Origin of the sequence: Luteimonas gilva, from assembly GCF_005239095.1 — a bacterium.
In the GTDB taxonomy this organism is placed as follows: domain Bacteria; phylum Pseudomonadota; class Gammaproteobacteria; order Xanthomonadales; family Xanthomonadaceae; genus Luteimonas_C; species Luteimonas_C gilva.
In genome coordinates this window covers 580,487-594,380 of sequence record NZ_SZUA01000001.1, presented here as the reverse complement: position 1 = coordinate 594,380, position 13,894 = coordinate 580,487, and the positions used below count along the sequence as shown (strand labels likewise).

The window sequence follows — 13,894 nt, the reverse complement described above, 5'->3', positions numbered from 1 at the left end:
GCCCCCCATCGGGGACAATGGGCACGATGAGCAAGACCACGAACAAGAAGACAGGCAAGGATAAGGCAAACGGCGGCGGAACGATCGCGCTGAACAAGCGCGCCCGCCACGACTACCAGCTCGAGCAGCGCTATGAGGCGGGTTTGGCCCTGCAAGGCTGGGAGCTGAAGTCGATCCGTGCCGGCCGCGCCAACATCGTCGAAGCCTATGCGATGGTGCTCAAGGGCGAGCTGTTCCTGATCGGCGCGCAGATGACGCCGCTGATTTCGGCCTCGACCCACGTCGTCGCCGACGCTCATCGCACCCGCAAGTTGCTGCTGCATAAGCGCGAGATCGATCACCTGATCGGCCGCGTCCAGCGCGACGGCTACACCCTGGTGCCCACCGCGCTGTATTGGAAAGGCAACAAGGTGAAGGCCGAAATCGCCCTGGCCAAGGGTAAGCAATCGCACGACAAGCGCGAAGCCGCCAAAGAGCGCGATTGGGCGCGCGACAAGCAACGGTTGATGCGGCGGCACAACAAGGACGCTTGAGCCGCTTTTCGTAAAGTCGAGCTTGCTCGACTGCTGTCGCGACGGAACGGAAATAAAAGCAGTCGAGCAAGCTCGACTCTACAAAAGAAAAGCTATTCGGGTTCTCCGGGCAGCGTGAACTTGAACGCCGCTCCTTTGCCCGGAGCGCCCTCGGCCCGGATCGCGCCCCCGTGCCGTTCGACGATTCGCCGGACCGATGCCAGCCCGATCCCGTGGCCGGCGAACTGATCCTGGCTGTGCAAGCGCTGGAACGGGCGGAACAGCTTGCCGACGTATTCGGTCTCGAAACCTGCGCCGTTGTCGCGCACCACGAACGTCGGCGGCTCGCCTTCCCCTTGCGCGGGCTCGGCGAAGAACTCGATCAGCGGCTCGGCGCCGTCGCGGGTGAATTTCCAAGCGTTGCCCAGCAGATTGCCCAGCAGATTGCGCACCAGCGGCGCATCGCCGTAAGCCTGCAGACCGGGTTGGATCGCGACCGAAACCTTGCGCTCGGGCTCGGCGGCGCGCAATTCGGCGATCGTGTCTTTAGCCAGCTGGCTCAAATCCAGCGGCGTGCGGTTGAGCTGGCCGCGGCTGAGCCGCGCCATCTTCAGCAGCGCGTCGATCAAATCGCTCATCCGCGAGGTGGCGTTGCGGATCCGCGTCAGATAATCGCGCCCGGCTTCGTCCAGGCTCGATTCGTAGCGCTCGGACAGCAACCGGCTGAAGCCTTCGATCGACCGCAACGGCGTGCGCAAATCGTGCGAAATGCTGTAGGCGAAGGATTCCAGTTCGTTGTTCGCCGCGGTCAACTCACGGGTGCGCTGCACGACCCGCGTCTCCAGGTTCCTGTTCAGGGCGCGCACTTGCGCTTCGGCGCGCAGGCGATCGGTCGCGTCCTCGACTTGCACCAAGCGCGCGATGTCCTGGCCGACGTTGCCGGGCACCGGCGCATACGTCAGCTGCGCGTAGCGCAATTCGCCGTCCTCGCGGCGCAAGCGGCGCGTCGTGCGGTACACGCCCTCGGCCACGGCTTCCATTTCGACGGTGCGGATGGGGTCGCTGGCGTCGTCGAACAAGGAGGAAAACGGCACGCCGGCCAAGCTGGCCGGATCGCGGTCCATGATCGCTCCCAAGGCGGGATTGGCTTCCACCACCCGCCCTTCTTTATCTAGCAAGGCCTTGCCTATCGCCGAATACACCATCGCCATGCGGAAACGCTGTTCGCTGCGTCGGTAGTCCTCGGTGAGCTGGGCCGCGATCTGGCGCGCGCGGTTCTCGGTCCGCGCCAGGAGCATCGCCAGCCAGAACAGCAGCAGCGATATCAGCAGGCCCACCGCCAAGGTCGTACGCAAGCCGGCCAGCCTGGGGCTCACCACGTCGACCGGGGCGGAACGGAAGTCCATGCGCCAGGTCCTGCCGTAGATTTCCACCGGCAGGCTCGAGACGAAAGCCGGGTCCGCGCTCGGTTCTTGCCGCTCGTCGGCGTACAGCAATTGCGGCGTCGCGCCGCCGATGTCGTACAGCTTCAGATCGATGCCGCCGTAGCGCTCGCGATAAGGCAACGCCGCGCGCACGAACTGCGGGATATGGAAGGGGACGTAAACCCAACCGCGCAGCGATTCGCGGCGGGCCGCGACGGTGATCGGAAAATCGCCGATCCGGTAGATCGGCGCGTACAGCAACAGTCCGGCCTGCTCGCCGCTGCCGCCGTAACGATCCTGCTGCAAGTGGACCGGGCCGGACAATTTCGCCTTGCCGCTGTCGCGGGCGGCGAGCATCGCCTCCCGGCGCACGGGATCGGCGAACATGTCGAAACCGATCACGCTGCGGTTCTCCATCGACATCGGCGCCAGATAAAGCACCGGCCCGTAATAAGGGCGGATCCCCGGCGGCTGCAGGCGCAGCAATCCGTAACCGGCGTCGCGGCTGTCGATCTGCAGTTGGCGGAATCCTTCCGGAGTCACGTAAGGCGCGAAACCCATGCCGAGCATGCCCGGGAAGCGTTCCTGGACGTCCAAGCCTTCGACGAAGGATTGCCATTGCTGCGGACTGGGCCGCACCGTCGAGAACACCGAAGCGCTGCTGCCCAGCGCCAGTTCGTAATTGATCATCCGCTGCTGCAGCAACGCGGCGATCTGCTGGGTGCCGGCGATGAAATCGGCCTCGGCTGCTCGCAGCTCGCGCTCGTAGGCGTTGCGCCAGAACACGATCACCGAGGCGACCGATCCGATCAGCACCAGCAACGCCAGCAGATAGCCCCGGAACGGCGTGACCGGGATGCTGCGCCCGTACTGCGGCAAGGACGGCGGCGGGACCGAGGACGGCGGACGGGGATCGGAATTCATCTTGCGGCCAAGCATAGGCGGTGAACGGGCCCTATGCGCGTTTTCGCGCGGCCCTTGAGACGGCCCGGGCAAGCCCTATACTGGGCGGGTCAGCGTGATCGACATTCCCGGGGGTGCACTGGCTTCGACGGGGGTCGCGAAATCGCCTGGCGCATGCCGAGGGGGTAGCTTTCCTCGTTAATCCAGCTGCAAAACTCTAGTTGCCAACGACGACAACTACGCTCTCGCCGCTTAAGGCGTAAGCCCCGAACCGACTTGTGTCCGTGCTCGTCGGTGTAGGGTCACTATCACGGAATCGATCGCGGCGGCGACCCGCCAACCGCGGTTCAACCTTAGCGGGTATGTGCCTGGGTGTGCTTTGCGCGCCGTGTTGCCCAGGCACGAGAACTAACGGCGCGCTAAGCATGTAGTGCCGGGGATGGAGTGCCTTCGGACGGCGGTTCGATTCCGCCCACCTCCACCAACAAAAAGGCCGGAATTCAGCAGATGCTGGGTTCCGGCCTTTTTTCTTGCCAATGGCTATGCGCTCATTTCCGCGCTCGCCCGGCTGGAAAGCTGCCGTAGGCCCGCTTGGTCGCGGGCTGCGGTGCGGGCATCGGATCCATGCCCCGAACGAGTTCGTGCAGGTTCACGCGCACGAGTTCGGCGACGCCCGCCATGTCCAGCATCGCGGTCGCCTTTTTTTCGATCGCGGCGCTATCGAGGTAAACCTCGTCGCCGACCTTGAGCGGACGCTTGGTGCTGCACAGGCGGATGTCGAATCTCAGCGAGCTGGTGCCCGACTTGCGCCAGGAGGCCCCCGGACTGAGTTTGCTCAGCATGGCGCTGTCGAGGCCTACCGAGACTTCTTGGCCGTCGATGGCAGTGCACAGCCCTATGCCGATGTCGTAGCTCATCGGATTCTCCTGCGATTCAGTGGTGCACAGCGCTGACGGAGCCAGAGAGCCTCGTCTCGCCCATGAGGTCGCGCAGCCTTTGTTCGATGGCCGGCAAATCGGTCATACCGGCCGGGCCGTGCAATAGATAGCTCGGCTTTTCCGTCGGACCCGTGCGGAACGTCTGCCGGGTCACGCTCACGTCGCTCGAGCCGCACGCCTTGGACCACAGAGAGCGCAAGCTTCTGGGGCCGATGCTCTGTCCCGTATTTAGGCGCAGCTTGAATAAGGGGACGTGCTTGTCCAACGGCCACTCCGAAAGCGGAGGGCCAGTATGCGCCTGTTTGGGGGTGAAAGACCGAAAACGTTCAAAACCGGCCATCCCCCCTCATTCGATCGGCCGCAACAGCGATCCGAACGTCAGATAGAACGAATCCAGGTCCAGATCGTTGCGCCCGTAGCCGAGGAAGATGGGCCCCAGCGGCGTCTGCACGCCCAGGAACACGCTGCCCGCGGCGATCAGGCTGCCGCCGTCGATCTCGTCGCGATCCTGGAAGGCGCCGCCGTATTCCAAGCTGCCGCCGATATAGGCCGGCACCGAGAACAACGCGTCGAGCCGGCCGAAGCGGCGGTAGTACACCGCGCGCGCCAGGACGCTGTGGTTGCCGATCACCTCGCGCTCGCCGAAGCCCGAAAGGTTGGCCAGCCCGCCCATGAAGCTGGTGGTGCGGATGGTTTCCGGCGTGCCGAAGACGGTCTTGCCGCGCAGGCCGAGCAGCACGGTGTGGCGGCCGTTGCCGAGCGCCTTGTCCCAGGCGAAGTTCACCACGTCGCCGTCGTCGTCGCCGCCGAGCGCCGAACTGGCGCGCAAGTAGGTCAACTGGCTACGGCTGCCTTGCGTCGGGAACTGCACGGAATCGAGCGTATCGCGCACGGCGCCGATGCCGTAGGCGCCCCAGTCGTTGCGCGCGCTCGCCAGTTGAGCGCGATCGCCGATCTTCGGACTCAGCCAATCCCGGCCGGTTTCGGCGCGCAGGAACCACTGCCATGTCGGCGTCGGCAACCAGCCTACTTCGAATCCCGCCGTCGCTTCGCGCACTCGGAACTGGGCGAAGGTCCTGCCCGGTTCGAACGACAGCGGCTGATCGAAAGCGCGATATTGCAGATACGGTTGCGCCAAGTATTGCCCGCGCGCGCCGAAGGGTTGGCGCAGATCCAAGCGCAACCCGCCTATTTCGCCGGCCTCCAAGCGCCCGCGCAATTCGCCGCCTTTCTCGTTCAAGCCGGTCAAGCGCGTTTCCACGTTCAATTGGTAGTTGCTGCGTCCGGAAAAATCGTCGCTCAACGACAAGCCGGCGCGCCAGAACAGTGGCCCCCAAGCCTTGTCCTCGGGGACGATGCGCAAACCGGTCTCGCCGTCGCGCCGCACCAGCTGATAGCCGATGCGCTGATAGTCGCCCGCGGCATAGGCCGTATTGATGTCGGTTTCCAGCGCGGCGGTGTCCAAGGGCTTGCCGGCGAGATTCGACAAACGGTTGCCGACCTGCGCCGCCGTCCGGCTGCGTTGTCCGGCCACTTCCAGGAAAGCGATCAGCGGTGGATCGAAATCGCGGCGCCGATGCCGTTCGCGCCAGACCGTGTATTCGGCTTCGGATACCGATAGCCCGCGCAGTCGTTCCAGCATAGCCTCGGCCGCCGCCTGCCCCATCGGCACGCTCGCCATCGCCCGGTCGAAGCTGGCGCTGCCGATGTCGCCCAGCTCGGGCTTGATCAGGATGTCGTTCTCGCCGAGCGTCGCCAATTGCTCTTGCGTACGCCGCACCATCAAGGCCGACAGGGTCTGCAGCGTGATCGCCAGCGACGAGGTCAATTTTTCCTTCGGCAGCAAACCCGCGCCGACGTCGACCGCGATCATCCGGTCCGCGCCCATGCTGCGGGCCAGCGAAATCGGCACGTTCTCGACCACGCCGCCGTCGACCAGCAAGCGATCGTCGTAGTCCACCGGCGCGAACACGCCGGGCACGGACATCGTCGAACGCGCGGCCAGGGCCAGGTCGCCGCGATCGAATACGACGCCCTCGCCGGTGCCGATATCGGTGGCGATCGTACGGAAGGGGATCGGCAGCGCGTCGAAGCTTTCCACGCCGGAAACCGGCAGGAACAACCGGCGCAGCAGCAGTTCCAATTGCTGTCCTTGCACCGCGCCGGTGGGCATGCGCAGCTTGCCGTCCTTGCCCAGGCCGATTTCGCCGACCAGCAGATATTGCATCTCGTCGCGCTTGCGCGGCATCGACGCCAGCGCTCGCGGCGGCTGGTCGCGCAGCGTGCGGCCCCAGTCGATGCTGTCCAGGATGCTTTCGATTTCGGTGGCGGTATAGCCGGAGGCGTACAGCGCACCGACGATGCCGCCCATGCTGGTGCCGGCGATGCAGTCGATCGGGATGCGCTCGCGCTCGATCACCTTGAGCACACCGATATGCGCCGCGCCGCGGGCGCCGCCGCCGCCGAGCACGAGACAGGTTTTCGCTGCCGCCGGCGCGCTCGCGGCCAACAACGCGCCGAAAACCGATGCCCTCGCCCAAGCCGCCATGCCCATCGCTTTCCTCGCCCGCATCCGTGTCGGGCGAAGTATGCCGCCGGCGCGATTCGGGGGCTACCGGCTCGCCGTCTTCCTGCGCAACGGGTGAGCCTCGGTGTTGAAGACGATGGCGTCGAAATCCAGCTTTTCCGCCGGCGCGAACAGCAGGTAGTAGTACTTGAAGGTTTCCGCGAACAGAAAACTCTCCATGGAATCGTCCTTCTGCATCGTGCGCACGTCCTTCAATGCAGCATAACCGTCTTTGGTACGGCAATGCTTCACGAAATCCTCGAAGAATTCGCGGCCCATGGCGCGGTACTCGGCGTCTCCGGTCAGACGATGCAGGTAGTAAGCCGACTCGACGATTTCCGGACGCAAGTGGTACGACCCCGAGGTGACCTTCATCGTCGAATAGTCCAGCGCCTCGGGTTCGATGCCGTGCAGCCGCCACATCTTCAGCCCCGAATTCTGCAAGCGACGGGCGCGGTCCAGATCGCCGCCCAGCGCCAGCAATGCCGGCATGAACGCATCCAGCGCACCGTAGCGGGTCGCGCTGCGCTTGCCCGTCGCCATATCGGCGCGGCCGTACCACAGCTCGCCGTCGCGCACCTCGTCGGCCAAGTAGCGGTTGACCGCGGGAATGCTGTCGTCCCACATTTTCTTGCAGTCGGCGTCGCCGAACAGCAGCCAGCACTTGTAGAGGTATTCGTAGTAGGAATCGATGCCGCCGCCGATATGGCTGTCCGTTGCCGTCCATTCGCCGGTTTCGACGTCGATCGCCGCGCCGACCAGGCCGATCTTGGAACGGCGCTCGTAGGTGGCGACCAGCGCGCGCTTGGCCTTGTCGTAATACACCGGATCGCCGGTGAGTTTGCTCAAAGTACCGAATTCCAGCAGCAGTGTGCCCGTCTCGGCCGGATTGCTGACCTTGCCGCTGACCTTGCCCGTCCGCAGATTGACGTGCGTATAGGGCAAACCGGTCTTGGATTCGAAGACCGGCAACAGGCGCTTGCCCAAGTCTTGCGCGAGATCGAGCAGACGCTTGTCTCCGGTCATCTCGTAACCCGAGAGCAGGCCGCCGAGCAGGCGGATCGTGATTTCGAAATTCTGCACGTTCAGATCGCGGTCGAAGGACAGTTTCGTCGCGATCAGCTCGCGGGCTTCCTTCGCTTCCTGGTCCAAGCCCATCAGGATCAGCGTGTCCAACGCGTCGACCGGAGTCATCAGCAAGGATTCGCCGTACCAATCGTGAGGTTTCCCGCTGAGCGGTTTGAGCGCGTCATGGCCCCAGGCCTGGCGTTTATAACCCTGCCAGGCGTGCCGGGTTTCGGCCTTGACGCGTTCGGCCAGCTTCGCGGCTTGGGCATCGCTCATCGCCGGTTCGGCGGCCGGCGCCTTCATCGGAACGAGCGCCAGCGCAAGGAAAGCCAGTGCGCTCAAGAAAGTCGCTTTCATCGCGTTCTCACCTCGGGTGGTTGTTCAGCCAGCGCAAGCTCAGGCCGCGCTGGAGTTCGTCGAAGGACGCCGGAGAGGAAACCGTCAGCGATACGGTTTCGCCGGGCAATAGGTCGAAGGCGTTGTCGGAAACTTCGGCATCGAGATTTCCGAAATCCATCCACAGCGCACGGACGAGCCCTTGCGTCGCCGTCAGCCGCAGGCGATGGCCGGAGGCCGTCTTCTGCCATTCCTGCTTTACGGCAGCAGACGGATAAACCAGCGTCTTGGCGGCGCCGAAATAGACGATGCGCCGCGAAACGGGGCGGCCGTCGACGAGCAGTTCGAATACGGCCGCGGTACTGCGCGGATCCGCGTTTCCCAGCAGGTCAGCATCGCGGTATGCGGCAATGCGCGTCGCCGACGACGGCGCCAAGGTCGCGGGCTTGCGCTCGTCGCGATACGTCGTGCCGTCGAAGCCGAGCACGCGCAACCGCAGTTCGCCGCGTACGGTGCCTGTCCGGTCCGACACCAGGGTCACTTCGGTTTCTCCGTCCCTGCGCAACGCCGCTACGGCCAGGTCGGCGTAGAAACGCCTGGCGTGGAAATGCAGCGGCTTCCAGCGGCCGTAATAGTCGATGCTGGACCAGGAAGCGCCCGGCCAAACGTCGTTGAGCTGCCAGTAAAGCGAACCCATCGTCCACGGCCGCGAGGCGCGATGGTGCAGCGCCGCCAATTCGATGCCTTCGGCCTGCAGCGTCCGGCTCAGATAGACGAAATCCTCGAAATCGCGCGGCTCGCCGTATTCGGCGCGGATGTAGTGCAGCAAGCGCTGGTTGCCGTCGCCTGCCAGGAACTTCTGATGGGCACGGATCACGGGCGAATCGATCCGCAAGTCGTCCGCGCCGGCGAAACTGCGGATAGTGCTCATTTCCGGCCACGCTTGCAGTCCGTATTCGGACATGAAACGCGGGGTTTCGCTCAGGTAGTTTTCGACCGGTTCCGAGCCGGCCCAGACCGCCCAATAATGCTTGTCGCCGTTGTCCGTATCGTTGCTCGGCCCGTCGAGATCGTTGCTGGGAGAGCTCGACCAATACGGCACGCCGCCTCCTTCCTGCGCCACCACCTCGCGCAGATCGCGACCGAACAGTTGTTCGTAGCCCGCCCAAACCTTCGCGGCGAATGCCGGATCGACTTCGTCGAGTTTCTTGCCGTTGCCCCAGTCCTTCCAGGCTGTCTCTTCTTCGTTGTTGCCGCACCAAAGCACGATGCTGGGATGGTTGCGCAAACGGCGCAGCTGATCGCGCGCTTCGGCGCGGACGTTGGCGCGGAAATCCGGATCGTAGCCGGGCTGCATGCCGCCGCCGAACATAAAGTCCTGCCAGACCATCAGCCCTAGTTCGTCGGCCAGCTCGAAAAACGCGTCGCTTTCGTAGTAGCCGCCGCCCCAGTTGCGGATCATGTTCATGTTCGCATCGCGGGCGGATTCGAGCACGCGGCGAAGCTGCGCCTGCGTGACCCGCGCCGGAAAGGCATCGAACGGAATGGCGTTGGCGCCTTTGGCGAAGACCGGGATGCCGTTGATCACGAAGGCGAAGCCCCTGCCCCGCTCGTCCTTGTCGCGGCGCAGCTCGACGCTGCGCAAGCCCGTACGCAGGCTGGATTGCGCGCGATCGCCGCCCTGACCTTCCGCTTCGACGGAGAAACGATACAAGGCCTGCTTGCCGTAGCCCGCCGGGTACCAACGTTGCGGGTGCGCGATCCGGATCGGGATCGAAATACGATTGAGGCCACGCTGCAGGGCTTTCCGTTCCTTGCTCGTTTTCGCGGTCTTGCCGTCCGGATTCGCATATGCGATGCGAATGGCCGTTACGGCCGCCTGTTCGGACTCGATCTCGAGTTCGGCCGTCAACTCGGCGGCATCGGCACCGACCTTGTGTTGACGGATGTGGAAATCCGCGATCCGCAGTCCCTCCCAGCTTTCCAGCCGCACCGGCCGCCACAGGCCAGCGGTGACGTAGCGCGGACCCCAGTCCCAACCGTAGTGGTAGCCGGGCTTGCGCGCGAAGTTCGCGGTCATCGCGTCTTTGGGCTCGTCGCCGTAGGGCGAAGGATAGTTGCCTGCGAGCTTGTGCGGCATCGCCTGCACTTGCGGCAGCAGGCGCCGGATCGGCGAATCGAAGACGACGCGCAGCTCGTTGCCCCGCGCTTTCAACTTGCCCTGCACGGGAATACGCCAAGTGCGATGGCTGTTGTCGGCCGACAACAATTTCTCGCCGTTCAGACCGACCTCGGCGAAGGTGTCCAACCCTTCGAACACCAAGTCGACGCGCGCGCGCCGCAACGTGGCGGCATCGACGTCGAAGCGCGTCTCGTATTCCCAACGCGCCAGGCCTATCCACTGCAAACCCGCCTCGGGCGCCCCGGCATAAGGATCGGGGATCAAGCGGTTGGTCAGCAGATCGGTATGCACGTGGCCGGGTACTTTCGCCGGATGCCAGGCCGCAGCTTGCGCATGTTCGACCGCCGAGTGATCTTGCGGCGACAAACGAAAACGCCAACCGTTTTCCAGCGGCGTCGAGACCCATCCAGTCGCATCGGCGCCGGGCGCGATCAGCGACGCCAGCGCGGCCAAAAGCCAACCGAGCCTGCGCGCCGAGGCCATGCGGCTACGTCTTCCGCAGCACGTTCAGCACCTCGTAGCAGGCGCCCATCGTGTGGTAATCGGTTTTGCCGGCCGGGCTCTTCTCGTCGCCGTATTTGCGGTTGTCCGCGTCGAGGATGCGGTACCAAGCGCCGTAGCGATGGTCGACGAAATGGCGCCAGGAGTACGCCCATAGCTTTTCGTACCAATCCCAGTAGCCCGCTTCGCCGGTGCGCGCGGCCAACAACGCGGCCGCGGCCAGCGATTCGGCCTGCACCCAGAAATACTTGTCGTCGTCGCAGACGGCGCCTTCCGGGTCGAAGCCGTAATACATGCCTCCGCGCCGCTCGTCCCACGAACGCGCCAATGCCGTATCGAAAAGATGGCGCGCCTTCGGCACCAGCCAATCGGCTTGGACGTGGCGGTCGAGGATCAACAGCAATTTGGCCCATTCGGTCTGATGGCCCGGCTGAAAGCCCCAAGGCCTGAACAGGTGCTTGGGATTGTCGCGGTTGTAGTCCCAGTCGACGTTCCAATCGCGGTCGTAATGCTCCCAGACCAATCCGCCGGCCTTAGCGGCTTGTTGCCGCGTCATGCGATCGGCGAGTTGCAAGGCGCGATCCAAATAGCGCTTATCACCGCTGGCTTCGAAGGCCGCCAGCATCGCTTCGCACATGTGCATATTCGCGTTCTGGCCGCGGTAATCCGAAAAATTCCAATCGGCGTCGGCTTCGTCGCGGTATAGCCCCGCTTGCCCATCCCAGAACCGCTCTTCCAGCAGGCGCCAAGTTTCGTCCATCCAGGGCGCCGCTTCCCTGATGCCGGCCTTCAGCGCGGTCGAATACGCCAGCAGCACGAAAGCGACGCCGTAGCAGTGATTAGTGCGGTCTTCGGGAGCGCCGTCGCGCAACGTCCAAGCGTATCCGCCGCTCGCAGGGTCGCGGTGCGCCTGCCGCAAGTAATCGAGTCCGTGTCTAGCCGCAGCGAGATAAGCCTCGTCGCCGAACTCGCGGTAGGCCATCGCATAGTTGAAGACGAAGCGCGTGCTGCTCACCAGATGGCGATGGCTGGCGTCGTATACCGCTCCGTCGTCCTTGAAGTAGTGGTAGAAACCGCCCGCCGGATCGATCGCGCGCGGGTGGTAGAACGCCATCGTCCGTGCGACATGGGCGCGCAAGAAGGCCGGCGAACGGAAATCGGGCGCGGGAATATCGGGCGTGTTCATGGGGATCGGGTATCCAGCAAGGCCTGCACGTCGGCCAGCTTGGGCATCGCGGCGAAAGCGCCGTGGCGCGTGACGGCCAGGCCGCCGACGGCGGCGGCGAAGCGTAGGGAATCGACGAATGCGGTCGCGTCGTTCAGGTATTCGTTCAAGCGGGCGCCGTCGACGCCGTCCTGCGCGAGCCGATGCAGCAAGCCGCCCACGAAAGCATCGCCGGCCGCCGTGGTGTCGACGGCGCGCACGCCGAAGCTCGGCAATTCGCCCGAGGCCTTTCGCGTGTGCCAGCGCACCGGCGCTGCGCCATCGGTGATCACGACCGCTTGCGCACGGCCTTGCCACAGCCTCGCGAGCACGGCCCGTTCGTCGCCGGACAAAGCGTCCGCCAAATATTCCGATTCGCTGCGGGCCAGTTTCACTACGTCGGCCGCCTCGAGCGCAGCCCAAAGCCGCGGCCTGGGATCCGCATTGTCGGGCCACAGCGCCGGCCTCAAGTTGAGGTCCATGCTGACCAGCGCGCCGGCTTGGCGAGCCATGCGCATGCCGGCCAAGGTCGCTTCCGCGATCTCGCTTTCGGTCAAGCTGTTCGAACAGACGTGGAAGGCCGCTGCGCCGTCGAAGCACGCCGGCCGGAAATCGGTGGCGCGGAACAGCAGATCGGCCGACGGCGGCCGGTAGAAACTGAAGCTGCGTTCGCCATCGCCGTCGAGGGCGACGAACGCGAGAGCGGTCTTAGCTGCGCCGGTGCGCACGACATGGCGGGTGTCGACTCCGGCATCGCTCAAGCTTTCCAGCAGGAAATCGCCGAACATATCCTCGCCGAGCATTCCGACGAACTGAGCATCGCCGCCCAGATGCGCGACCGCGACCGCGACGTTGGCCGGGGCGCCGCCGGCGAACTGCAGGAAAGCGCGCGGCGCGCCGGAAGCCTGCAGTTGGGCGAGAAAATCGATCAGAGCTTCGCCGAAACAGACGATCGTGCCGGGACGCGTCATGCCTTCGGCGCCTCCGGCGCCAGACGCGAACCGCGCAACCCGTACCAGACGATGTAGGCGTAACACAGCGCCGGCAGCACGAAGGCGTATTGCAGCCCCAAGGTTTCGTTGCCGGTGTTGGCTTGGATGAAGTCGACCAAGTGCCCTTGCAGGAACGGCACCACCGCGCCGCCGAAGATCGCCATCACCAGCAGGCTGGAGGCTTTCGGCACCAACGGGCCGAGCCGGTCGATGACCAAGGTGAAGATGGTCGGAAACATGATCGAATTGAACAGGCCGATCGCGATCACGCTCCACATCGCGAGCGGGCCGGTGCTGAACATGGTGAGCAGCAACAGGCCGATATTGACCGCGGCATACACGCCCAACAGCCGCCGCGGATTGGCTTTGAGCAGCAGCGCCGCGCCGATGAAGCGGCCGACCATCGCCAGGAACCAGTAGGCCGACACGTACTTGCCGACGTCTTCCTTGGCGATGGCGCCGATATCCGGCCGCATCGCGTAGTTGGCGATGAAGCTGCCGATGGCCACTTCGGCGCCCACGTACAAGAAGATGGCCAGTACGCCCCAGCGCACGTGCCGATGCTTGAGCACGTCGGCGAAACGATGCCCGCCGGCGTCGGTGCGCTCGGTAGCCTCGGCATGCGCCGGTAGCCGGAATAGGTATACGGCGACTGCGAGAACGATCAAAGCCAACGCTACGCCCAGATACAGCGGCTGCACCGTTTGTGCTCGCTCAGCCGCGGGCAAAGCTTCGAGCTGTTGAGTGCTGAGATGGGTGGCGCCGAGGATCAGCGCGCCGCCGACCCAAGGCCCGATGGTGTGGCCTACCGAATTGATGGCCTGCGCGAAATTCAAGCGGCTCGGCGCCCGTTCGGGTGCGCCGAGCAGGCTGACGTAAGGATTGGCCGAAACCTGCAGCACGACGATGCCGCTGGCCAAGACGAACAGCGCGAACAGGAACAACCCGTACACGCCCATCTGCGCCGCCGGCAGAATCAGCAGCGCGCCGCCTCCCGCCACGAGCAGGCCGATCACGATGCCGATCTTGTAGCCGACGCGACCCACCACCAGCCCGGCCGGCACAGCCATCACCAAATAGGCGCCGAAGAAACAGAACTGGATGAGCATCGCCTGCCAGTACTTCAGCTCGAACACCGACTTCAGGTGCGGGATCAGCACGTCGTTGAGCTCGGTGATGAAGCCCCACATGAAGAAGATCGCAGTCATGGCGATCAGCGCGATGCGGGTGTCGACGGAAGCCTTGGGGTTCATCGGCGAGTCTTGTTC

10 protein-coding genes and 1 other RNA gene are annotated in these 13,894 nt (G+C 64.6%); 2 read left to right on the top strand and 9 right to left on the bottom strand.

The window, feature by feature from the left end; translation table 11 throughout:
• Nucleotides 1-26 precede the first annotated feature (26 nt).
• Nucleotides 27-533: an SsrA-binding protein SmpB gene (gene smpB / locus FCE95_RS02645; RefSeq protein WP_137265436.1), complete on the top strand. Its 507-nt coding sequence runs from the start codon at nt 27-29 to the stop codon at nt 531-533.
• 92 nt (nt 534-625) lie between these two features.
• On the opposite strand, the gene FCE95_RS02640 is transcribed toward smpB, so the two are convergent.
• Nucleotides 626-2,860 (bottom strand): CHASE domain-containing protein, encoded by a 2,235-nt coding sequence (locus tag FCE95_RS02640; RefSeq protein ID WP_189644613.1) that lies wholly within the window; start codon nt 2,858-2,860, stop codon nt 626-628.
• Nucleotides 2,861-2,969: 109 nt separating this feature from the next.
• Here FCE95_RS02640 and ssrA point away from each other — a divergent pair.
• Nucleotides 2,970-3,323: a transfer-messenger RNA gene (ssrA, locus tag FCE95_RS02635) on the top strand.
• A gap of 64 nt (nt 3,324-3,387) precedes the next feature.
• Here the strand turns inward: ssrA and FCE95_RS02630 are convergent.
• The 8 genes from FCE95_RS02630 to FCE95_RS02595 all read right to left on the bottom strand — a co-directional run bounded on the left by FCE95_RS02630 (nt 3,388) and on the right by FCE95_RS02595 (nt 13,879).
• Complete coding sequence (locus FCE95_RS02630; RefSeq protein WP_137265434.1) at nt 3,388-3,756, bottom strand: hypothetical protein; 369 nt, start codon at nt 3,754-3,756, stop codon at nt 3,388-3,390.
• A gap of 16 nt (nt 3,757-3,772) precedes the next feature.
• A complete protein-coding gene (locus FCE95_RS02625; RefSeq protein WP_137265433.1) occupies nt 3,773-4,042 on the bottom strand; it encodes a hypothetical protein in 270 nt (89 codons plus the stop codon).
• Nucleotides 4,043-4,123: 81 nt separating this feature from the next.
• A complete protein-coding gene (locus FCE95_RS02620) occupies nt 4,124-6,325 on the bottom strand; it encodes a patatin-like phospholipase family protein (RefSeq protein ID WP_223266750.1) in 2,202 nt (733 codons plus the stop codon).
• 63 nt (nt 6,326-6,388) lie between these two features.
• Nucleotides 6,389-7,768, bottom strand: a complete 1,380-nt coding sequence (locus FCE95_RS02615; protein ID WP_137265431.1) for a glycoside hydrolase family 47 protein — start codon at nt 7,766-7,768, stop codon at nt 6,389-6,391.
• Between the two features lie 7 nt (nt 7,769-7,775).
• Nucleotides 7,776-10,412 carry a beta-mannosidase gene (locus FCE95_RS02610; protein WP_137265430.1) on the bottom strand — a complete coding sequence of 879 codons (2,637 nt, stop codon included), beginning with the start codon at nt 10,410-10,412 and terminating at the stop codon, nt 7,776-7,778.
• 4 nt (nt 10,413-10,416) lie between these two features.
• Nucleotides 10,417-11,616, bottom strand: a complete 1,200-nt coding sequence (locus tag FCE95_RS02605) for an AGE family epimerase/isomerase (RefSeq protein WP_137265429.1) — start codon at nt 11,614-11,616, stop codon at nt 10,417-10,419.
• The gene (locus FCE95_RS02600) at nt 11,613-12,605 is read right to left on the bottom strand and encodes a carbohydrate kinase family protein (RefSeq protein WP_137265428.1); all 993 of its coding nucleotides are present in this window, start codon (nt 12,603-12,605) and stop codon (nt 11,613-11,615) included. Before FCE95_RS02600 ends, FCE95_RS02605 begins: the two co-directional genes overlap by 4 nt.
• Nucleotides 12,602-13,879: a sugar MFS transporter gene (locus FCE95_RS02595; protein ID WP_137265427.1), complete on the bottom strand. Its 1,278-nt coding sequence runs from the start codon at nt 13,877-13,879 to the stop codon at nt 12,602-12,604. Before FCE95_RS02595 ends, FCE95_RS02600 begins: the two co-directional genes overlap by 4 nt.
• Nucleotides 13,880-13,894: the final 15 nt, after the last annotated feature.